Source organism: Variovorax sp. 01T432 (genome assembly GCF_056398605.1).
In genome coordinates, this window is sequence record NZ_JBFTPS010000036.1 from 13,961 (window position 1) to 36,238 (window position 22,278).

Below are 22,278 nucleotides of genomic sequence, written 5' to 3' on the forward strand. Positions count from 1 at the left end.
AAACGATATGTTCGAGTGGAACGAACGCCGCTACCGGCTCGTTCACGTCGACACGCAACTGAAAGTCGTCCATGTCATCCCACTCGACGGCAAAAGCGACCCAGTTTGCTGGAAGCTCGCAGCTCTCACGGCAATGTGCAGCGACAGGAAGAACTTCCGATTGCTTCTCGACGACGCCGCGCCGCATCCCGTGGACCCGAGTCCTTCTGATGTCGAGGTACGCAACAAGCGCTGGTCACGTATCGAAAGCCTAGTGAAACACCCGGACCTCTGGGACAAGGGCAAACGACCCACGCTGCTTAAGGAGCACGCATCGAAAATCAAGGTCTCAACGAAGACCTTACGCGCGAACTTGCGCGCATGGTGGGCCGGCGGCCAGATAGAGGATGCGCTGCTGGGCGACTACCATCGAAGCGGTCGGATCGAAGAGAGCACTCCTGGTGCCCTGACCGTGACGGAGAAGTCGCCCAATGGGGCTTTCACTATCGTCTTTGCGCCCGCCAAGCAACACGCGCGCGGACGCAGGCCAAAGGACGGAACGCACTTGCCATTCCCAATTCCAGCGGCACTGCGGGAGGAACTACTCAAAGCGGCGAGAGAGCACTTCGAGGAGGATTTTTCAAAGTCCGTCAAAGGCGCGACGACGGCCGTGCTCGCGCAGTTCTTCGCGCTCCGCGGGCCCGACGGCAAGTTCCTGCGCGACGACGAGGGCGCAGCCGTACTCAGGCCACCCGGGCAACGGCCTTCTTATAAGCAAATCAAGTACTTGCTGAACAAAGCCCTCGTAGTCTCGGCCGCATTCAAGCGCCGAAACAGTGCCGCTGAATACGAGAACAACCACGCGCCATCGACGGGGTCTGTCCTAGATGACACCAATGGCCCAGGTGACGTGTTCGAAATTGATGGCACCGTGCTCGACGTGTACGTAGTGGCAAAGGCCAACAGGAAGTACGTCATTGGCAAGCCGGCCCTGTTCTTGGTTATCGACCGCAGCTCTCGGCTCATCGTGGGGTTCTATCTCACGCTCGAGAACCCATCATGGACGGAAGCCACGCAGGCCATTCTGAGCATCTCCGGCGATTGGAAGTCATTGTGCGAGCGCTTGAAGGTGCCATACAAGGCCTCCGACTGGCCTGCTGCGGGAGTCATGCCGGCCAGGTTCTTCGGGGATCGTGCAGACATGATTACGTACGAAAGCAATGCGCTCTGTGACGGAGTGGGCGTGTCGGTGACCAACGCGCCGGCGTTGATGTCTGCGGACAAGGCTATTGTCGAGAGCGGATTCAAGTCCATTCAGGCGCCGCTACGCCAGCATGCGCCGGGCTACGAGCCTCCCGTGAACATCGGAAAGCGCCGTGGAAAAAAGTACCACAAGGGTGCTTCGATGACCCTGGATGAGATGGCGGCGGTGCTGCTTCGAGTGATCATTGCCCACAACAGGAAAGAGAAAGCAGGCTATCAGGCCTCGCCGGAAGAGATCTTGGGCGATCATTCATCTGCACCCATCCATATCTGGCAGCGTGCGGTCGAAGTGCGAATGGGGACGACCAGACGCATGCCCATCGAGTTGCTTCGTCGGAAGCTCATGCCGCGAGGTAAGGCCCAGGTGAAGAAAGATGGCCTCCATTTCCTTGGATGCGTCTATGAAGCTGATGGGCTGCGCGAGTGGTTCACGCGCGCTAGCATGCGAGGAACTTTTGAGGTCGTCGTCTCCTACACAACGAACCTCGTCGATAGCGTCGTAGTACATGACAGATTTGCGCCGGGCAAGGAACATACCGCGACCCTTACCAGGAAGAGCAGCTTGTTCAGGGGCTATACCTTCGCCGAAGTGGCGTTCGTGCAATCCGTTGCTGCCGCCAAAGTCCGAACCGGTGAGCGGAACAACGAGGGACATGAGGTAGCTCTTTTGCAGGATATGCAAGAGGTGACGCAGCCTGCCCTCGCAGAGACGTTGCAGCTGACCGTCAATGTGACGCCCGGCATGCGTCTCACCGACGGCGACAAGCTGCGGGCGCTGGAGGCGAAAGACCGACGCCGTGAAGTCCAAGGCTTCGACAGCCCAGGCCTGCACTACGCACAGATACAGGAGTCCATCGCAGTCGAACAATTCGAAGATGTTCCGGACTTCGATGACGTCGAGGTCAGACGAGAGCCAAGCCATTCTGAAGCGCAGGCAACTGACGCCGAATCTGCGTCACCTCAAACCTCTTCGGCGATTTTGCCAAACCCCGACGCCCTCTCGGCGCTCCACCTCATGTTAGGCATTAAATGAACGACTTCAACTTCCCCTTCGTAGACGCGCAGTACCGCACGGAGCCGATTCCTCGCTACGCCGGCAACCCGTACATCGAGGCGCTTCCAGCGCTTCAGGATGAAGCAACGCTGGCGACGCGCCTGTCTCACCTTCCAACGTTCGACCCTGCCGAGCGTCAGCTGCCCGGGCCCGAACGAATTCAGCGGCTCGACGCACTGCAGTCCGTGTTGCTGGCGCTGCCGAGAGTTGTACGTCTTGCGCAAGCCATGCTGAAGATGCTGCGCACTGGCTACAACACTCGCAAGCCATTCTCGAAGGCAGACAACAAGACGCTGCAAGAGATGTACGCGCTCCAGCAGTCCGGTGCATTTCACTCTTTGCGACAGACCGCGCTGGCGTCGCAGCTTTCGATGGCGCTCATAGGCGCCTCGGGCTGCGGCAAGTCGTTCAGCCTGAGGCACATAGCGGGGATGTTTCCACCAGCCATCTACCATAGAAATATTGGAAAATGGCAGCTGCCATTCCTGTTCGTTGAGATGTCGTACGACGGCGAAAGCGTTCACACCCTGGCATCCGAGTTGTTCCAGGAACTCGACCGGCGGCTGCCGGATGCTGGCTACACAAGCTTGTATATGGAGCGCAGAGGGATGAACGCGCAGCAGCGCCTGGCGAAGGCCCTCGCGATTGCGCACGAGCACGGTGTCGGCATGATTGTCGTGGACGAATCACAGAATCAGCGGTCGATTGGAAACGACGACAGAGCGAGTCGAAGCCCTAGGAGAGCGACGATCGCCCTTCCCAAAGTCGAAACACCGTTGACGAAGCTCTTGGTCACAGCCTCCAACGTCAGCCACATCCCGATCCTCTTCGCAGGCACGCTGGAAATGCAGGACTTAGTTGGTTCCCGCTTCACCCGAGCGCGCCGCCTTGCCGGGCATGGCTCCGCAGTATGGCAACCTCTGGAGCGTAGCGGCGACCTCAGCATCCCCGGCGAGTTCGAAATGCTCCTGATCTGCCTGTGGCGCTACCAATGGGTGCGCTCCCCGGTCGAAATGACTGAATCTTGGGCCAAGTTGATCTTTGAGTACACGCAAGGAATTCCGGACATGATGGTCAAGTTGTTCGAGTCGCTGCAGGAAAGAGCAATCACGAGCCACGTGGAAACTTTCACGCCTGAGATGCTCGCCTCGGTGTATAGCTCGGAGTTCGCGACCGCGAGCTTCGGCATTACTGCACTACGTGAATCTGACCCCACTCTGCTCGAAGCCGTCACAGACCTTTACCAGCCCTCTCGTCGAGAGAGGCTGAAGGAGGCAGCAGAAGAGCTTCCCCTGCCGCGTCAGAAAGTCATCGGAAAACGTGCTCCGCCCACGCCCTTGCTGCTGAAGGTTGCCGCCAAGCCGAAGGCAAAGCCCACGCCACCTCCATTGCGCCCGGTTGTGATTGATGTGCCATCCCACGCAGATATGAGGACCCTGCCGTCGTCTGGCGCGCCTGTCGCCGGCACGGTCGGAGTCAACCTGAACGGCCCCTTCTTTCCTGTGTGACCGAGCATGCGCCATCTGCTTCAACGGCCGATGCGTGACGAGCTCTGGAGCAGCATGCTGGTGAGGTCTGTTCGGCGTGCGGGGCTCAGCGTTGCCATGGCGACGCGCGCTTTGACCGGGACGCAATGGACCCCCAGCTTCTTTTCGGTGTGCCACCTTCATGAGGTGGCACCTTTACTTGATATCAGGGAAATGACGGCGGTTGGCGAACACACCGTAGTGCCCTACACCACCGCCTATTTCGACGACGATCTGCGAAGTCGAGTGCTTGCAGCGGCGCTAACCTCCGGGCGTGCCGCGGCCGGCATGGCCTCGGTTACCCAGAGCGTATCCGACTATGTCCCGCTGCGCCGCTACTGTCAGGCGTGCGCCCGCAGCGAGCTATTTCGGCTAGGCGAGAGCTATTGGCATGTTTCTCACAACCTCCCAGGCGTCCTCGTCTGCCCAATTCACCGAAAGTCGCTACACGTGACGGAAGTGCCGACCGCGGGCAGACATCTCTGGTCATATGCACTTCCGCATGAAGTTCCAGGTAGACGGCTGATTCGTAGACCGCCGAACGCCTTTGAGCTTGAATTGACGCGCCGCTCCATCGCGCTCCTTGGCAGCGAAGGCCTCACGAGCGGCGCTCACCGCGCGCAGCAGCATCGGGATGCCTTTGTGAGTAAAGGACTACTCTCCACAGACCGGTCCGCCAGCGCCCCAAAGCTGACTTCTTGGCTGCAGCGTCTGATGAGCGGCCCCCTGGGGCGCTTCGGCTTATCCGCCAAGGACACGAAGCTCGAGTGGGCGAGTCTCATGGTCCGACCAGCGGCTGGCATGTCATTCCCACCGGTGAAGCACCTCATTCTCGAGTCGGCGATCACCGTTTCGCCGCTCACGTCTGCACCCTTTCTCAATCATGGCTTCCCTCGCTTTACCGGACGCCCGCTGATCGAGTAAGTAGCGACGTTTCCGTTTTCCTTAAGCTCAGGATAAACCAGTGCCCTACAGGAGCACATGGTATGGATTACAGGTATCGGCCGGACTGAAGACGGCATGTGCGTCGAACTGCAAGCGCTGGATGGCTCGAAGGCGCTTACTCCTCTAGAGGCCGCCGACGCGAACCTCGGGCTTCCGAAACTATCGGGTCGAAAGATTCGGCTTGACCTCACGTCCTTGCAGACCGGAAACACGATGACCTACCTCGAGGGACTCGGGCTAGGGGCACTTGAAGCAAGCGGCCAACACGTCTATGAAGCAGAGCTTGGTGGCATCAAGCTGATGATTCCCGGGCAACTGCTGGTCCTTGCAATTTTGGGCTCGAAAATTGGACTGCGTTGCGTCATGCTGAAGCCTTGGAGCCCATCGCGCCTTATGACAGTTTTGGCAAACGACCGGACGATAGAGGTTTTTCCGACACCACACAGAATGCTCAGGTTTCAGGTTGAGAAGCAAGGAGTGGCGATTCGTATCGAGTGGATGATGACGTACCCATCCGCTCACGCAGCCTGGAACAGCGTCTACCGGAATGCCTTAGACGGCCGGTTCGACATGACACTTCCCCGTGCGGTTGTCGAAGCCACAGTCTGGACTCGACAGGCCGACGACATACTGCTCGTGACCAACCTTGATGTGCACACGCTGACCCCTCTCGAAGCGCCCTTTGAGTTCGCAGAAGGGCTTGCTCGCAGTGAGTTCGTTTTCCATATTGAGCGTCGTGGCCCCACTCATGGAAAGGCAACGCCGCCAACGTCAGATTCAAGGTTGCAAGCACAAAGCGCTTTGGGGCCGATGAGTGACGCAACGTGGGCACGAGTCGATGCTTGGCTCAAGGCGCGCTGGACTAAGGGGCGGGGGGGAGTTTCGCGCAAGCATTCCATTAGAGACATCCTCGATTTGGTTGTGTTGAAGCTAGGTTCAGGCAGCCCATGGTCGAAAATCTCGGCGGTGGAAGGCCTTGCTGACGCTGCGCAGAATCTAATGTTCCTGCTGCGACGAGCGGGTCTTTGGAAGGAGGTCTTAGACGAATTGGCTGGCAGCTAGTCCAGACCGTTTGAACAGCGTTGCGGCAAGCAAGTCAGCTCCAGTTTTGCCACCGCGTGCCTCAACGAAATCGCGAACGGCACGGGGACGGATTCTGATTCCAGAACTCAGGCCTCAGCCGCAGACTGCACGCTGCACCTTCAATGACGCGGGCTTTGGTCGTGCTCTATCTTTATTCAGTGTTCTTTCTTGACGTCGAGCTGCGACACCGACCAGCCAAATCTAGATTCTGTTGGACGTTTACGGAAGCCAGATGTGCTGCTGATTCTCCACCGGCAGCGAGTACCACGAGTTAGCCCCGCGCGTGTTCAAGTGAAACCTTCCTAGGCAGTAGATCCTCGCCCCCCGGGCTAACCGCCTTGCCAGCCAGACGGCTCCATAGAGCTTCGCCAACTGAGTTGGCGCGGACGATGTCTTTAAGCCAAACCCATAGTGGCAAGCCGTCGCCGTGTCGCTCGTGAAGTACGATCGTGAAGCCCGTCTTTCCACTGACGATGGAATCAACTGTACCGACCAAGACGTGCTCAGCGGTCGAGGGACTGTCCGAGGGAGGACTCGCCGAGAGTTCGAAGAATGCTGACCCGTATGTCCCGCCCGGGTTCCATGCCGCCTTCAGAGGTGCGCTGGCTCGGAGCGAGGGGGGCGCGGTCTCCCAATGGCCGGCTAGCTTCTTCACAGTCGCGACGCGTCCAATGCTTCGGCCGCCGCCGACTGTCGATACCCTCGAACGCCAACTAGCGGTCGAAGCCGCGTCGCTGGAGCTTGACACGCTCGCCTTGTTCTCCTCGCCTGAGTTGCTCACCCAGACAGCAGGCATCTCGCTCCTGTGAGGTGCAGCGGGCCGAGTTGTTGCCCCGGCGGACGAGTCACCCTCGCGCATTGGCGCTCTTCTTGTACATCCAACCTTGTGCTTCGCCGGTGAGGTGCTGAAGTATGAAGACGGACTCTTTTTCCTGCCAGCTTTCGACTTCGCCGGGATGATGATGCGAACGGCAGTCCTGCATTTGGCATCCGCATAGCGAAATTTCGCCACGGCATTTGCGCTAGCCGTGCTGGAAAACAGCCCTTCCACCGCTTCTGTGGAAACAAAATCCCCAACTGCGCCCAGACCAGCGACCGCTGTGATGAGCTCTGTCTGCTCGTGAGACATAGAAATTTGAACGAATGGAAAGGTCTAGATGCTATCGCCCTTCGTTAAAGGCCGTTGCTATAGAGGATGTCTCTAACTTCGTTTGCGAATGTGAAACACGACCCGCTTTCTGCTGCGCACATGGCGCGAACTGTCACGCCACTTTTTAGTCCGGATGTCGCTACTGATGAGACGCTCTTTGCTGCCATTCAATGCGTCCGCGGTGAAGACGGGACACCCGAGGTTGCCGTCGCTTTCGGGCGCGAGCATGAAGGGCCTGGTCCTTACTACGATTGGTGGGAGTTGATGGTGCAACCACCCACGTTCATCGCTGAAACGGCCATGGGCACGGTAGCTTTTGATTGCAACGTGCGAGACGAGGTCGAAACGCTCGTTTGGGATTTGCTCGCGCCCATGGGGTACCTGCCAACAGGATGGGTGGACCTGAATGCTCATTGATTTCCGGCTGCGGGAGCGCCGTAGCGGTCGTCGTCTTGATTGGTGACGTCGCAGGTGACTAGGCCGCCGACAACCATGGCTCGGCGCATGCGCCCAGAGAATCTCGAGGCGCTGTGCGCCGCTTTTTCAACCCCACCGTCTTCAAATCCATGAACAACGCACCACTTCCCAGCGCGCGAATCGGGCAAGCCGAAACAAGGCTTCGGGGCGAATGGCTAGCAGGTCAAGGCGCCCTGGTTGCAACGATTACATGCGAGCGTCTTGATGGAAAGCGCAAGCCTCTCGTGTCCGTTTCGTTTTCCCAGAATGGCTCTGCGCAAGGAGCCAGCTATGACTGGTGGCAGATGATCAGCTCATCCCCCAACTTCGTCGTCGAGACCCAAGGCGGCGACGTCCAGTTCAACCGTCGAGGCCAAGTGGAGCTGGAACTTATCGGCTGGGCGCTGCTTGGCCCCATGGGTTTCATTCCCAACCCATGGATGGAGCCTCTCTGCGAATAGCTCAACGCTTCATTGAGGCAGGGAGCGCTAAACCACAGTTTGCCCGCGCAATATGCACGCAGCTGTCCAGCGCCGGAGCGCCTCCCGGCTTCCGGCGCAGCCTTGCCGACGAGGTGCCGAGTAACGGGCGATGAGCTCATCGCCCGCAATCTGTGGCAGGCAGATCTGAGTCCTCACCCGCGACAGTCAACTCTCTGCAAGTCATAAAACCCTGTCCTAAACAAGAGGAATTCGGAAACGAATCGCTTCTCCGCCGGCGACGGCGTTAACAAAAGACCTATCCATCAATATGAAAATCGAACCGAACACGACCATCACCTTGCCTCTTTCAGCCGCGTACGAGCTCGCACCTTACTTGAGGCACAACGTCGAAGCCTTGACGAGCTGCGGTTGGGGCGTTGACAACTCGGTGTTCATCCCTGCGGCCTGCCCCCTCACGAAGGTAGGTGAGGAGTTTCGGGAACTTGAAGGGCTACTCGACGCTGAACAACTTGATTGCCCGGGCGTACTTGTGGTCTTGCCCCCTGCCGCTGCGCCCTACTTGGACGACCTTCTCGAGAAGCCTTTCGAGGCCCTGACCATGCAATACGACGGGCTTTTGAAGTGCAAATCGGTACTCATGCTGTCAACTGACACAAGCAGCTTGGCCATCGATTGGCACGCACTGTGGGGTTTGGTGGAAGGGGCCAGTAGTTTCTTTCTCGCCATAGCTTGCGCAGATGAACTCAGGATTCGCAGAATCTGCAATCAGAAGCCCCTCGATGAATATGACCTGCAGTCGCTTTCGTTCAGCGAGCTGAACTACGAGCCGTATCGAATTTTTTCAGAGCAGGAGCTCAAGGAAGCCGCGGAAGAGGAGCTTGCAAACCGAGACGCTCCGCACTGGCTAGTTATGGCCGCTGCTCGCAACCCGGATTGAACTCGGTAGTCGGGTTCGCGCCAAGTGCGGACCCTGCACTGATGCCGGGTTCACATTCGCGCCTGGGCCCGACCTGTCGGGCGCGCCGACTTACTCGGTGCGCCCGACGTCTTGATTGAAGCCTATAGAGTTGAACTCCGCAAGTTGTACCCAGTCCGTTTCACTCTTAGGACCACATCGGTGGACTGCCGTCCCCAAGGCACGATCTACCGATGGTGCCGCGCGATTGCCACGTTGCACATCTCTCTGTTCCCGTAGGAGGACTTTAGCAAGCAGGCGTCGAGCGCCTTAGTTGGCGGGCGGCGTCTAAAGCCGATGGCTACAGGTGGGATGCAACATCATCCCGCCCAGACCGAAGCGCGCTTTGCGTGCAAGCCGACCCTCCAGCGTGAGCGCCCTCCCCTCAAGTGGACTGGTGGCAAGATTCGCCTACTCCCCCAGCTGTCGCCGCTACTGCCTCATGGTCGCCGACTCATCGAGCCCTTCGTCGGCGCAGGTGCGGTGTTCCTCAATCACAAATATTCGGCCTATCTGTTGAGCGACGCCAATATCGACCTGATGACAATGTGGCGCGCGCTGCGCGACCATCCCGCCAAATATATCAACGACGCCGAAGCACTTTTCGGAGCGGCGAACCACAGCGAAGCGGCGTACCTGCGCATTCGCGAAGAGTTCAACGGCGCGACCGATGCCTACGAGCGGGCGGTGCGACTGCCTTACCTTAACCGTAATGGGTTCAACGGTCTGTACCGTGTCAATCGGCAAGGCGTATACAACGTGCCGTATGGCAAGCCCAAGGCGCCAGCGCACTTTCCCTTGGGCGCTTTTGAGCGAGCGTCAGTGACGGTCAGACGCGCAACGCTAATGGATGGCGGTTTCGCTCTCGCAATGGCGCTCGCCGGGGCGGGTGACGTTGTTTACTGCGACCCTCCCTACTCCCCCTCCGTGGCAGGGAACAGCTTTGCAAACTACACAGCACATGGGTTCGGCTTGAACGACCATGAAGACCTGGTGAGAGCAGCGCGCGACGCGCACATGCGAGGAGCTACGGTGTTGATTTCGAACCACGACACGCCGGAGACTCGAGCGCTCTACAGCGGTTTCACGATTCATTCGCTTCAAGTGCATCGGACCGTCGCTGCGGACGCCAGTGCACGCGGTAGCACCGCTGAACTGGTGGCAGTGCTGCCATAGAACTCAGAAGCCTCAGTCCCGCCGATGCAGCGGTCGTGACCTGCCCCCTCGTTCCGGCGCGACCAGCCGCTGCGCACATGTCCCCAAAAAGGGAGATCGGACTGGAATGTCGCTTGGTTGCGGCTTGAGGCCGATGAATCCGTGAAAAGAATCAGATCGGCGTCGAACTTTACTCTTACAGATGGGCACTGCCGTTAGAGGTCTTCAGAGCAAGCGGAAGTCTGTGGTGTGGCTGGCGCCAATTAGGTTGCGCCAGTCCACGGTAGTTGACGCCGGCCAGTGGTGCCGCTCTTGAGGCGATCTGCATAAAAACGATTACCTAGATGCTCGCACGGGAGGTTTCAATGGTGCACCGCACAGCCGACCCGTCAAAAAGAGGTTCTCCTTGCCTTTGTCAGAAGTAAGCGGCGGGCCACTGCGCGTCATGGAGTTGTATTCGGAATCGGGCGGCTATGGCCGCCTAGACAAGCCTGGCGCTGACCGGGGGTCTTTTAGCAACTTCCGCGTGGTCTGGTCCAACCAATTGGCACGCTCCGAGTTCTCGCAAGCACCCGACGAACAAGGGCCGAATTTCTGCGCCAAGTCTCACGCTGAAGACATGCTGGGCCTATTGGCCGACCCGATAAAGTTGAGTGCCATAACTAGCGCTCGACCGGACGTTCTTGTAAGCGAGTTCTTGTACCAAGGCTACAACAAAGTCAGGAATGGGGACGAGGAAGTCGGCTCCGCGGCCGTCCCCTGGTTTGTCATTTCCGGCGTTTTGACCAGGCAAATGTCCGTCGGACAGCCGGTCAAATTTTTGATACTAGAGAGTGAAGAGCGGCTGCTGAAATCGCCTAGAGCTTGCCGGGGGCGGAATTTCGCAATCGTCCTTGCCTCACTTTCGGAACTGGGCTATGCGGCGGAATGGCGAGTGGTCGACTTTGCGAATTTCGGATACCCGAAGAAGCGGCGTCGAACCTTCCTTGTTGCATATCATCGCAGCACCAAGCTGTTTCGGCGATTGAGTTTGAGATTGGGGGTCTCACCCATTGGCTGGATAAAAACAGACGGTATTCTTTCGGCGACTCTCCCCGTAAGCTCCGTGCGCATGGGTGATTACATCAAAGCCTTCAATATTGGTCGATGTGCCTCCGATGCCGAGTATCTTTATGCAACCGACACACGGGGTACTACTGCATTTTTTAATTCTGGAATTTTGTTTGAAGGCGGAGTTTGGACTTCCCATGTTGAGGCAAGAGATTTAACTAGCTTCAACTTTTCGCCGACCTGGGTCATCCCTCAAACGGGCGGCGGCAAGCCTAACTTCCAAAATCCTGACGCAAGGCGTATTGCATTGTTGAACGGCAATGCGTCTGTAGTAGGTTTGATGCAACGCCTTGCAGACCTAATGGCTCACGCGATACTTCACGATGAAGATGAGCGTCGGATGGCTGCTAGTCATGAATTGAGCGATGCGCGTCAAGCCTCTCTTAATTTGCAGCTCTTCTAGTTTCTAAAACAAAACTTAGGTTTACTCAAAGACGCGGCAGCTAGGGGCCACCGCTCGCGGAAAAATCAAGCACTACAACTCTCGCGCGATGTCCATATGTTATCGTTTCTTTGTCGCGCGGCATATCGGAACGAACAAGCGCCAGTCAAGAAATGATGCCGAGTTGCCTCACTCGGCCGCCGGTTCCGGTCTGTCGCGGAACCAACCCGATCCAGGCTGCGAACTCGCGCGCGTCCTTGAACGCTGGGGGTGACCCGATACTCGCGACGACCGCCGTCGAAGTGAGAAGGCCATCGCCAGGAATCCCGGCGACGGCCTTGCAGGCCGGAATCTCGCGCATCTGCTGCGCTCGATGTTGCCGATGGACGCCTATTGCGCCGACGATGGAAGCTACCATCATGCTTGTTGCATCTGTTGGGGCTCTGCGACAGCGGTCAGCCGTCCCCTACCTTCAGTTTCAAACTGCGCCCGTTCCAAGTTTCGCGGAGAATGAAGCGTGCATGTGCYGGACGGCGAACGCATGCGGTGTAACCACGCTGTGAGTCCGCATCCAATTGGGGCTCGGAATGAAGGTGTCACGGTCTATGTGATGGTTGATGTCGACTCGCCTGACCGAGGATTTCGATAGTGAAGCCTGAGAAGGTGCAGGTCAGCATACGTAGCCTCGAGACGGCTCCAGGCCCTTCACCAGTGGACCGTTGCTATACCCTTTTATGAGCCGCCTCATCCAACCCATCCATGCTGAACTCCGCCAAGTTATCTTCGACCCCCCGTTGCCGGCTAGGGACCTGTACATTCTGGTCTGCGCAACGCAGACGAAGCAGAGACACGGCATCTCGTTGGTCCATGTCTCCCCGAAACTGAAGCAGTTATTCGACCGGGGCACCGTTAGGGCGTTCGACCTTCACCACCTGCGGCTGAATGGGCTCGCAATGCAGGTACTGTCGGCCCAGCCGGAGTTCCTCGTGACCGCAGTTCAACTCGAAGACGGCAGCGTGTCCGTCGACGTGCCCGCCGTCTTGCCAAGGGTTCGAGATCAGGCGTTGGCACAGGCCGCATGGCTCGCCCTCCCAGGCCTTGCAGGCGTGTCCATGGGGATGTACTGGTCGCTCCTGGTGCTGTTGCCTTGTGCTTGGCTCCTGCGCAATGCGCTGCAGGTGCCGACGGGGCCCCATCCAGAACTCGCTCGCCACCGCGCGCCTAGAATCTTGGGACCTAAGGCCCAAGAGTGCACGACAAACAGCGCTGCCGATTCAATATCCACCACTTAAGACTCTACCCTTCCGGAGATGAGTCGCGCGAGTACATAGAGTACGCATATCGTTGCTTGAGGTGCATGTATCGGAGTCCTCCATGGGTGCAGAATGCGGCTCCAGGCAAACTTCCGCTCATGACCAGACTGTTTGGTCGCATCGAGGCTCGCTCGCAATAGGCCCCGTGAGGCCAAATCCGTGCGTACGGGCTTGCCATTGGAAAGTGATGCGTCGACGCCCAGACATTGAGGCAGGCGCACTGTGACACGGGAATCCGAGGCGGATTACATCTTCCAGGGTCGGTGTCCGGGTTATTCCAGTCGCTCGCCCATGTGCGGCGGCAGGGAACAACTCTTTTGACCACATCGCCCTTTCGTGCAAAGGCATGAAGGAAGAACTCTTTTGGTTGGTGGGTATCACCGTCTATGCACAAAGTCTTTGAAGTCAACGACTTAGCGTCTGATGGCAGGGAACGACTCTTTTGCACACAACCAGAAGCGGCTGTTGTCACGGTTGAGGTGCATCTGGCCAACGGCTTGCCGAGCTTCATGCTGGTGGGCCTGGTGGATGTGGAAGTCAAGGAAGCCCGCGAACGGGTGCGTTCGGCCATTCAGAACGCCGGGCTGGAATTCCCCAATAACAAGCGCATCACCGTCAATCTGGCCCCGGCCGATCTGCCCAAGGATTCCGGACGCTTCGATCTCCCGATCGCGCTCGGCATCCTGGCGGCCAGCGGCCAGATCGAGGCGGCCCGGCTGGCCGGCCATGAGTTCGCCGGCGAACTCTCTCTTTCAGGGCAGTTGAGGCCCGTGCGTGGTGCGCTGGCCATGGCGCTCGCCTTGCACAAGCGCAAGGTCGCGACGCGGCTGGTGCTTCCGGCCGACAGTGCGCAGGAAGCCGCACTGGTGCCGGGCGCCGAGGTGTACGGCGCCAGACACCTGCTGGACGTCGTGCGCCAGTTCATGCCGGCCGGCGGTGCCGAGCCCGCGCCGCCGATGGACGAAGGCTGGGCACGGGTGCTGCCGCGGCCCGGCGCCGAGGCCACGCGACACCCCGACCTGGCCGACGTCAAAGGTCACGCGGGCGCGAAGCGGGCATTGGAGATCGCGGCGGCCGGCAACCACAGCCTGCTGATGGTCGGCCCGCCGGGTTCCGGCAAGTCGATGCTGGCCCAGCGCTTTGCCGGGCTGCTGCCGGACATGAGCGTGGACGAAGCGCTCGAGAGCGCGGCCATCGCCAGCCTGAGCGGCCGCTTCGCGACGCAGCGGTGGATGTGCCGGCCGACCTCGAGCCCGCACCACACATCGAGTGCCGTCGCGCTCGTGGGCGGCGGCTCGCCGCCGCGGCCGGGCGAGATCTCGCTGGCGCACCAGGGCGTGCTGTTTCTCGACGAGGTCCGAATTCGCCCGCTCCTCCCTCGAGGCGCTGCGCGAGCTGGAGACCGGCACGATCACGATTGCGCGGGCCGCGCGGCGCGCGGCCCGCGGAGTTTCCCGCGCGCTTCCAGCTGATCGCGGCAATGAACCCCTGCCCCTGCGGCTATCTCGGCTCGGCGCTCAAGACCTGCCGCTGCACGCCGGACCAGGTCGCGCGCTATCAGGGAAAGCTCAGCGGCCCGCTGCTCGACCGCATCGATCTCCACATCGAAGTGCCGGCGGTTTCGGCGCGGCAGTTGCTGGAAGCCCCGGCCGGCGAGGCCACCGAATGCATCCGTGGCCGCGTGGCGGCGGCGCGCGCGCGGGCAGTGACGCGGCAGGGCAAACCCAATCAGGCGTTGCAGGGTGTGGAGATCGACCAGCATGCGTCGCTGGCTCCGGCGGCCCTGACCTTCATGCACACGGCGGCGGCGAAGCTCGGCTGGTCGGCGCGCAGCACCCACCGCGTCTTGAAGGTCGCGCGCACCATCGCCGATCTGGCGGGCGCGGCCGAGGTGGCGGTTCCGCACGTGGCGGAGGCGGTGCAGTACCGTCGTGCGTTGCACGCGGCGGGGTGATGGGTCGGGTTCGCGCCTCGGAGTGCCTGGGTGAAGCCCTCAACCGCGTCGAATGACCCCTTCGAAAAGCCACAGCAGGCGGTCGAGATAGTTCCGGAACAGGCGCTTCGAGCGCACAGTCCGCACGCGGGTCGGGCCGCGTTGGCGTCGGGGCGAAGGGGGCGCGAGGATCGGCATGGCACAGCTCCAGGAAGAGGACGTCACTCCCTGACTGTGAAGCCTGGCCACGCAAGGCGCATCCGCCAGAAGTCATAGGCGCGCGCGTTCCAAGGACCCGCACGAAACGCCGCCGGAGGGCGGAGGCGGCGCATTGCGGCGCCCCAAGCCGCGTCCTAAGATCAGATCGATCCCAAGGCTTCTTGACCGACGCAATGCTTCGACTCCCCACCATCCCGGCGTCCTTCTTCGGCATCATCCTCGGGCTGGCTGGCTTGGGCAGTGCGTGGCGGCAGGCCAGCCGGGTCTGGGGCCTGCCGCACGCCGTCGGGGAATGCATCATGGCCGTGGCCGCCGCCGTCTGGGCGCTGCTTCTGGTCCTGTACCTGGGCAAGTGGATCCTGATGCGCCAGGACGCCGTCGGCGAGACCCGTCATCCGATCCAATGTTGTTTCGTCGGACTCGTCGGCGTCTCCACGATGCTGGTCGCGGGCGCCGCCCTTCCCTACTCGCGACTCGCGGCCGAGGCGCTCTTCGCGCTCGGCGCGACCTTCACCCTCGCCTTCGCGCTCTGGCGCACGGGCCAGCTGTGGCACGGCGAACGCGACCCCGCGACGACCACCGCCGTGCTCTATCTGCCGACGGTCGCGGGCTCCTTCGTCACGGCCATCGTGGCATCGACCCTTGGCCATCCCGACTGGGGGCAGCTCGCCTTCGGGGCGGGGCTGTTCTCGTGGCTTGCCATCGAATCGGTCCTGTTGACTCGCCTCTACACGGCCCCCGCCCTGCTGCCCGCCTTGCGCCCCACGCTGGGCATCCAGCTGGCGCCGCCGACGGTCGGCCTGCTCGCCTTTCTCAGCGTCGCGGATGGGCCGCCAGGCCTGCTCGCGCACGCGCTTCTCGGCTACGGCCTGCTGCAGGCACTGCTGCTGATTCGCCTGCTGCCCTGGATTCGCGAACAGGCCTTCGCGCCTTCCTACTGGGGCTTCAGTTTCGGCGCCACGGCCATCGCGACCGCCCCGATCGTGATGATCGGCCGCGGCGACATCGGGCCGGCGATGCTCATGGCGCCCTACCTGTTCGGGCTGGCGAACCTGCTCATCGGGCTGCTCGCGCTCGCCACCCTGCGCCTGTGGTTCCAGGGCCGCCTGCTGCCGCAAGCCGCTCCGACGGCGCCTTCGGCCTGAGCGGCCGATCCGCCTCAGATCAAGCCGCGTCCCGCGAGATTGCGCATCAGCGCGCCGATGCCGAAAGACCAGCGCGTCGCCTGGTCCGAATGCACGACACGGTTTTCCAGCGCGCCGAGTTCGGGTGCCGAGATCGTGACCCGGTCGCCCACCACGTGCGTGAAGCCCTGGCCCGGCCCATGGCGGTCCTGCGTCGGCGCGAACATGGTGCCGAGGAAGAGCATGAGCCCATCGGGGTAGGCATGGTGCGGGCCGATCGCCTGCGCCACCAGATCCAGCGGATCGCGGCTGATCTTCGAAAGCGAGCTGGAGCCTTCGAGCGTGAAGCCCTCGGGCCCGGCGACGCGCAGCGCCACCGTGATGCGGCGCACGTCGTCGATGCCGAAGTGCTCGTCGAAGAGGCGGATGAAAGGGCCGATCGCGCAGGAGGCATTGTTGTCCTTGGCCTTGCCGAGCAGCAACGCGCTGCGGCCTTCGAAGTCGCGCAGGTTGACGTCGTTGCCCAGCGCGGCGCCCAGCGTCTGGCCCCGGCTGTTGACGGCGAGCACGACCTCGGGCTCCGGGTTGTTCCAGACCGATGCCGAATGAATGCCGACGTCGGCACCGGTGCCCACGGCCGCCAGCACCGGCGCCTTGGTGAAGATCTCGGCGTCGGGGCCGATGCCGACCTCCAGGTACTGCGACCACGCGCCCTGTGCGATCAGCACGTCCTTGACCTTGGCGGCCTGGGGCGAGCCCGGCACGATGCCCGCGAGGTTGTCGCCGAGCACGCCGCCGAGCGCGGCGCGGATGGATTCGGCCTTGGAGGCATCGCCGCGCGACTGCTCCTCGATCACCCGCTCCAGCAGGCTGGCGACGAAGGTCACGCCGCTCGCCTTCACGGCCTGCAGGTCGCAGGGCGCCAGGAGCCATGGGTGCTCGGTGTCGCGCTTCGCCTCGTCGCTGTTGGTGAGCGCGGCTTCCAGCGAAGCCGCGCGCGGCGCGAGGTTGTCGCGCAGGCCCTGGCGCACCGCCCCCACGGGATCGTCGAGCTCCAGCAACTGGCTCGTCGTCGCCGCGATGCGCGACAGATCGTGCAGGCCACCCTCATGCACCGCGACCAGCACGGGCCCGACGTCGGGCTGCCACAGGCGTCCGATGAGAGTGGCGCGCTCGGCATCGCGAGGCAGGGAATGGGCGGACGTGAGGGACGAAGGCATGCGGGTCTCCAGATGAAGGGGCCGGTGATTCGGCTTCTGTGCCCCTTATCGTAAGGGACCCGCCGCGCGCAGGCGCGCGACCTCCTGCGCCATGTTCTTCCACGCCGGCTCCTGTGGCGCGAAGCGCGAGCGCATGTAGCCGGCCAGCTCGGCGATCTGCGTGTCGTCCAGCGCGTCGCGGAAGGCGGGCATGAAGCCGATGTCGCGCGAGGCCGGTTCGCGCACGCCGTCGAGGATGGTTCGCAGCAGGTTGTCCGGCCGCGCGCTCGTCAGGTTGCTGTTGAGGGCGAGCGGCGTGTTCACGCCGAGCAGCGTCGGCCCGTCGCCGTCGTGGTGGCAGGCCGCGCAGGCGCTGTCGAACATGCGTTGGCCCGCGCCGAGCAGGCGGCCCTGGCCGGCGGCCGCGGCGGTGACCGCGTCCCGCGCCTTCGCCGCGGCGTCGTCCCGCGTCGTGGCGGGACTGAAGGATGCGAGGTAGCTCGCCATCGCGCGGATGTCGGCGTCCGGCACGGCGGCGAGTTCGCGCACGACCTCCGCCATCGGCCCGCCGGCGACGCCGTGATGCTGCGCATGCCCGTCGCGAAGGTAGCTGTAGAGCGCGTCGGCGTTCCACGGCACCGAGGATGTGGCAAGCGAGGTCAGCGCGGGCGCCTCCCAGCCATCGACCATCGCGCCCGACAGGAAGGCCGCGCCGGCCTGCTCCGCGCCCATCGCGTTGCGCGGCGTGTGGCAGGCGCCGCAGTGGCCGAGGCCGTTGACCAGATACGCGCCGCGGTTCCACTCGGCGCTGCGGGTGCTGACCGGCCGATAAGGCGAAGAATCATGGAAGAGCGCGTTCCAGCCCGCCATCAGCGGCCGCAGGCCGAAGGGGAATCGGAGTTCGGCCTCGGGCGTCTCGGCGCGCACGGCCGGCAAGGACATGAAGTACGCATAGAGCGCCTGCAGGTCGTCGTCGCTGGTCTTGGCGAAGGCCGTGTAGGGAAAGGCCGGATACAGGTGATGGCCGTCGCGCGAGACGCCCTCGCGCATGGCGCGCTGGAAGGCGCTGAAGGACCAGCGGCCCAGGCCCGTGTCGGCGTCGGGCGTGAGGTTCGTGGTGTAGATGGTGCCGAAGGGCGTTTCCATCGCTCGGCCGCCCGCATTGGGCGTGTCGCCGGGCGCGGTGTGGCACACGGCGCAGTCGCCGAGCGCGGCGAGCGTGCGGCCGCGCTCGACGGTGGCCTGGCTGTAGACGGGGGCGCTCAGGGAGACGGGCGCGATGGTGGACCGCCAGCCCAGCAAGCCGGCAACGGCGCCGATGCCGCCGACGAGCAGCGCGCCGGCCCAGGCCATCCTGCTTCTTCCGCTTCCCGCTCCCGCCGGGGAGAGTGGCAAGGGCGCCCGCTCCCCCTCGGCCCGACCTTCCCGCGCCGGGGCGGGAAGCAAGCCCGGGTTCAGGGCCGCGCGCACCACCTCGGGCGTGAACGGCGGCGACCGAAAGCGCACCCCCGTCGCATCGAAGATCGCATTCGCGATCGCCGCCGTTCCCGGCACCGAGGACGACTCCCCCGCGCCCAGCGGGGGCTCGCCGGGGCGCTGCATGTGCATCACCTCGATCACCGGCACTTCGCGGAAGTTGATGATCGGATAGGCGCCCCACTCGCGGCTCACCACCGCGCCGGGGGCCGGCGCCGTCGGCGGCGCGAACTGCACGCGCTCCTTGAGCGCGCGGCTCGTGGTCTGGATCACGTTGCCGTGGATCTGGTGCTCGACGCCGGCCGGGTTCACCATCAGGCCCGCATCGTGGCCCACCACCACGCGGCGCACGTGCACCTCACCGGTCTTGCGGTTGACCTCGACGTCCGCCACCCAGGCCGACCATGCGGCGCCGAAACCGGGCCACTTGCTGTGCACGTAGCGCGCGTAGGCGAAGCCCTGGCCGAACAGCACGTCGCCGCCCGGGCCCAGTCCGCCATCCGCGTTTTCCTGCGGCCCGGTGCGCATGCGCCAGCCGGCCTTCTGCGCGGTCTCGCGCACCAGGTCGGCCGCGCGCGGATCATGAAGATGCCGCAGCCGGAACGCGACCGGGTCGACGCCGGCGGCGGTCGCCAGCTCGTCGACATAGGACTCGTGCGCGAACGCGTTCGGCAGGGCCGAGACGCCGCGCAGCCACGAGGCGCGCACGATCGGCGCCATGTCATTGACCTTCACGCGGAGGTTGCCGTAGGCGTAGGGCGGCCGCGCGGTGCGGTCGCCCATCTCGAAGGCGTGCGCCGCCGGCTCGATGGTGCGGGTGAGCAGCAGCGCGAGCGTCGGCGCGCCGTTCGACGGGTACGAAGTCTCGAAGTCATAGGCGGCGACGCCTCCCTCGGCATCGAGCCCGCCCCGGATCTGCATCAGCTGCGCGGCGCCCTTGGGCTCCCACACATGTTCCTGCTCGCGCGTGAGCTGCACGCGCACCGGCGCACCGGCGGCGCGCGCGAGCAGGGCCGCGTCCGCCGCGACGTCATCGGCGCTGTTGCGGCCATAGCAGCCCGCCGCCTCCATGCGCACGACATCGATGGCGACATCGTCCAGGCCCATCAGCCTGGCCAGGTCGGCGCGCAGCACATGGGGGTTCTGCGAACCGGCCCACACGCGCAGCTGGAAGCCATCCTCGCCCCCGGGCTGCCAATGCGCCAGCGCGCACGAGGGCCCGATCGACGCGTGCATCTGGTAGGGCCAGACGTAGGTGCGCGGCATCGCCTGCGCGGCGGCGGCGAGCGCCCCGTCCACGTCGCCTTCGTCGACCAGCAGGCGCTGCGTCGCCGGGTTGGCGCGGATGGCGCCTTCGAGGTCGTCGAGCGACGGCAGGCCGGGCCACTGCTTCCAGCGCACGCGCAGCTCGCGCAGCGCCTGTTCCGCGTGTTCCTCGCGCTCCGCGACGATGCCGACGAAATCGCGGATCACCACCACGGCGCGGATGCCGGGGATGTGCGCGATCGATGATTCGTCCACCGACTCCAGCGTATTGCCGATGAAGTCGCCATGGTCCGCGCCGGCATAGGGCGGGCGCAGCACGCGACCGTGCAGCATGCCGGGCACGCGCATGTCGTGCACGAAGACCAGCTCGCCCGCCAGCTTGCCGGGGATGTCGACGCGCGGGATGCTGCTGCCGACGATGCGGTAGTCCTTCGGGTCCTTCGGCCGCGCGCCGGTGTCGAGTTCGAGAAGCGCCCGTCCGCCCGCCACCAGTTCGCCGAAGCCGACGCTGAAGGCCGGATCGTCGCCCGCATGGATGCGGCCGTCGCGCACCTTCAGGAGCGATGGCTGCACGCCGAAGCGCTCCGAGGCCTGCGCCAGCAGCCACGCGCGCGCCTGTGCCGCCGCGAGGCGCAGCGGGGCGGCGTGGATCTGGATCGACGCGCTGGCGATCGTCGCGCCCTGGTTGGGCGCGCGCGCGGTGTCGCCGAGCATCATGCGGACCCGCGCCATCGGCACGTCCAGCTCCTCCGCGACGATCTGCGCGAGCGCGGTCTGGATGCCGGTGCCCAGGTCCACATGGCCGTTGAGGGCCGTCGCGCTGCCGTCGTCCCATATTGCCAGCAGGACTTCAGGGCCCTCGGCCGGATTGCCAGAGACCAGCGCCGGCTGACCGTTGGCGGGAGGCGGCGCGGGTGGCGTTTCTCGCACGACGACGAGAACGCCGTCGGCCTGGAGGAATTCGCTGCGCGTGCGAGGCAGGTCGGCGCGCCGCGTCACGACTCGGCGCCCTTGGCCATCAGCAGGGCGGCGCGCTGGACCGCGGCCACGATCTCGACGTGCGTGCCGCAGCGGCACAGGTTGCCGGAGAGCTCGCTGCGGATCCGTGCCGCGCTCGGGTTCGGCTCACGCGCCAGCAGGGCGGCGGCCTGCATCACCATGCCGTTGAGGCAGTAGCCGCATTGCGCGGCCTGCGCGTCTTCAAAGCCCTGCTGCACCGGATGCCAGTGCGCGCGCGTGCCCAGCCCTTCGAGCGTGGTGATCGCGCGCCCGGCAACGCCATGCGCCGGAATCACGCAGGCCCGCGCCGCGACGCCGTCGACCCACACCGTGCAGGCGCCGCACTGGCCGAGCCCGCAGCCGTACTTGGGGCCGTTGAGGCCCAGGTCGTTGCGCAGCACGTGCAGCAGCGATGCCGCGCGCGGCACCTCGAGCTCGACATCGCGTGCGTTGACCGTCAGGGCGAGCTGGGACATGCGGCGCGGCGGACTCAGGCGGCTTCGATGTCGGCGGACTGGATGCGCTTCACGCCCTTGGCCCTCATCTGCTTCCAGGCGGCGGCGAGCGAGCCGTTGAGGTCGATGGCGCGCGTCGCGTCCTCGATCACGTAGACATCGAAGCCGGCCTTGCGCGCATCCAGCGCCGTCCACGCGACGCAGAAGTCGGTCGCCAGGCCTGTCACGAACACCGTCTTGATGCCGCGCTGCCGGAGGTAGGCGCCCAGGCCGGTGGGGGTCTTGCGGTCCGCTTCCTCGAAGGCCGAGTAGCTGTCGACATCCTTGTGGAAGCCCTTGCGGATGATGACCTGCGCGGTCGGCAGCTTGAGGTCTTTGTGCAGCGCCGCGTCGTCGGTGCCCTGCACGCAGTGATCGGGCCACAGCACCTGCGTGCCGTAGCTCAGCTTGGTGGTCTCGAAGGGCTTCTTGCCCGGATAGCTGCTGGCGAAGGAGGCGTGGCCCGGCGTGTGCCAGTCCTGCGTGACGACGATGTTCTCGAACGCGCCCGCCAGCTGGTTGATCACCGGCACCACCTCGGCCCCGCCCTTGACCGGCAGCGTGCCGCCGTCGACGAAGCAGTTCTGCACGTCGACCACGATCAGCGCCGCGTTGGCCGCCGGCTTGATCTTCGTCGCCGCGAACAGCGGCGCGGACATGCCCAGGCCTGCCATGAGGCCGAAGACGCTGGACGACTTGAGTAGGGTTCTGCGTTGCATGGTGTGCGCTCCTCTGGTTGAAAACTCCAACGCCG

General features: G+C 63.5%; 14 protein-coding genes and 2 pseudogenes. 11 read left to right on the plus strand and 5 right to left on the minus strand.

What is annotated here, in order from left to right; genetic code table 11:
• Positions 1 to 7 precede the first annotated feature (7 nt).
• The 9 genes from AC1DNF_RS23815 to AC1DNF_RS23855 all read left to right on the plus strand — a co-directional run bounded on the left by AC1DNF_RS23815 (position 8) and on the right by AC1DNF_RS23855 (position 11,522).
• Positions 8 to 2,275 carry a Mu transposase C-terminal domain-containing protein gene (locus AC1DNF_RS23815; protein ID WP_478151112.1) on the plus strand — a complete coding sequence of 756 codons (2,268 nt, stop codon included), beginning with the start codon at positions 8 to 10 and terminating at the stop codon, positions 2,273 to 2,275.
• Positions 2,272 to 3,804 carry an ATP-binding protein gene (locus tag AC1DNF_RS23820; protein ID WP_478151113.1) on the plus strand — a complete coding sequence of 511 codons (1,533 nt, stop codon included), beginning with the start codon at positions 2,272 to 2,274 and terminating at the stop codon, positions 3,802 to 3,804. Before AC1DNF_RS23815 ends, AC1DNF_RS23820 begins: the two co-directional genes overlap by 4 nt.
• Before the next feature lie 30 nt (positions 3,805 to 3,834).
• Positions 3,835 to 4,746 carry a TniQ family protein gene (locus AC1DNF_RS23825; protein ID WP_478151114.1) on the plus strand — a complete coding sequence of 304 codons (912 nt, stop codon included), beginning with the start codon at positions 3,835 to 3,837 and terminating at the stop codon, positions 4,744 to 4,746.
• Positions 4,747 to 4,803: 57 nt separating this feature from the next.
• Positions 4,804 to 5,829, plus strand: a complete 1,026-nt coding sequence (locus AC1DNF_RS23830) for a hypothetical protein (RefSeq protein WP_478151115.1) — start codon at positions 4,804 to 4,806, stop codon at positions 5,827 to 5,829.
• 1,270 nt (positions 5,830 to 7,099) lie between these two features.
• On the plus strand, positions 7,100 to 7,417 hold the full coding sequence (locus AC1DNF_RS23835; RefSeq protein ID WP_478151116.1) for a hypothetical protein: 318 nt from the start codon (positions 7,100 to 7,102) through the stop codon (positions 7,415 to 7,417).
• A gap of 149 nt (positions 7,418 to 7,566) precedes the next feature.
• On the plus strand, positions 7,567 to 7,917 hold the full coding sequence (locus AC1DNF_RS23840; protein ID WP_478151117.1) for a hypothetical protein: 351 nt from the start codon (positions 7,567 to 7,569) through the stop codon (positions 7,915 to 7,917).
• Between the two features lie 289 nt (positions 7,918 to 8,206).
• The gene (locus AC1DNF_RS23845) at positions 8,207 to 8,836 is read left to right on the plus strand and encodes a hypothetical protein (protein WP_478151118.1); all 630 of its coding nucleotides are present in this window, start codon (positions 8,207 to 8,209) and stop codon (positions 8,834 to 8,836) included.
• Between the two features lie 330 nt (positions 8,837 to 9,166).
• Positions 9,167 to 10,030 (plus strand): DNA adenine methylase, encoded by an 864-nt coding sequence (locus AC1DNF_RS23850; RefSeq protein ID WP_478151119.1) that lies wholly within the window; start codon positions 9,167 to 9,169, stop codon positions 10,028 to 10,030.
• A 385-nt stretch (positions 10,031 to 10,415) separates the two neighbouring features.
• Entirely contained in the window at positions 10,416 to 11,522 is a 1,107-nt protein-coding gene (locus AC1DNF_RS23855) for a DNA cytosine methyltransferase (RefSeq protein ID WP_478151120.1), read from the plus strand.
• Between the two features lie 154 nt (positions 11,523 to 11,676).
• Here AC1DNF_RS23855 and AC1DNF_RS23860 read toward each other — a convergent pair.
• Positions 11,677 to 11,859, minus strand: a pseudogene (locus AC1DNF_RS23860) (transposase); the annotation flags it as partial.
• A gap of 1,434 nt (positions 11,860 to 13,293) precedes the next feature.
• Here AC1DNF_RS23860 and AC1DNF_RS23865 point away from each other — a divergent pair.
• Positions 13,294 to 14,768 (plus strand): annotated as a pseudogene (locus tag AC1DNF_RS23865) (YifB family Mg chelatase-like AAA ATPase).
• 371 nt (positions 14,769 to 15,139) lie between these two features.
• Positions 15,140 to 16,111 carry a dicarboxylate transporter/tellurite-resistance protein TehA gene (gene tehA, locus AC1DNF_RS23870; protein ID WP_478151121.1) on the plus strand — a complete coding sequence of 324 codons (972 nt, stop codon included), beginning with the start codon at positions 15,140 to 15,142 and terminating at the stop codon, positions 16,109 to 16,111.
• A gap of 14 nt (positions 16,112 to 16,125) precedes the next feature.
• Here tehA and AC1DNF_RS23875 read toward each other — a convergent pair whose 3' ends face one another.
• From AC1DNF_RS23875 to pncA, 4 genes are read right to left on the minus strand one after another with little or no spacing between them, the layout of a single operon-like run.
• Complete coding sequence (locus AC1DNF_RS23875; RefSeq protein WP_478151122.1) at positions 16,126 to 17,310, minus strand: fumarylacetoacetate hydrolase family protein; 1,185 nt, start codon at positions 17,308 to 17,310, stop codon at positions 16,126 to 16,128.
• Between the two features lie 45 nt (positions 17,311 to 17,355).
• Positions 17,356 to 21,030 (minus strand): molybdopterin cofactor-binding domain-containing protein, encoded by a 3,675-nt coding sequence (locus tag AC1DNF_RS23880; RefSeq protein WP_478151123.1) that lies wholly within the window; start codon positions 21,028 to 21,030, stop codon positions 17,356 to 17,358.
• Positions 21,027 to 21,506, minus strand: a complete 480-nt coding sequence (locus AC1DNF_RS23885) for a (2Fe-2S)-binding protein (RefSeq protein ID WP_478151124.1) — start codon at positions 21,504 to 21,506, stop codon at positions 21,027 to 21,029. The genes AC1DNF_RS23880 and AC1DNF_RS23885 overlap by 4 nt, the downstream gene beginning before the upstream one ends.
• A 14-nt stretch (positions 21,507 to 21,520) precedes the next feature.
• Positions 21,521 to 22,243, minus strand: coding sequence for a bifunctional nicotinamidase/pyrazinamidase (pncA, locus tag AC1DNF_RS23890; RefSeq protein ID WP_478151125.1), 723 nt, complete (start codon positions 22,241 to 22,243; stop codon positions 21,521 to 21,523).
• Positions 22,244 to 22,278: the final 35 nt, after the last annotated feature.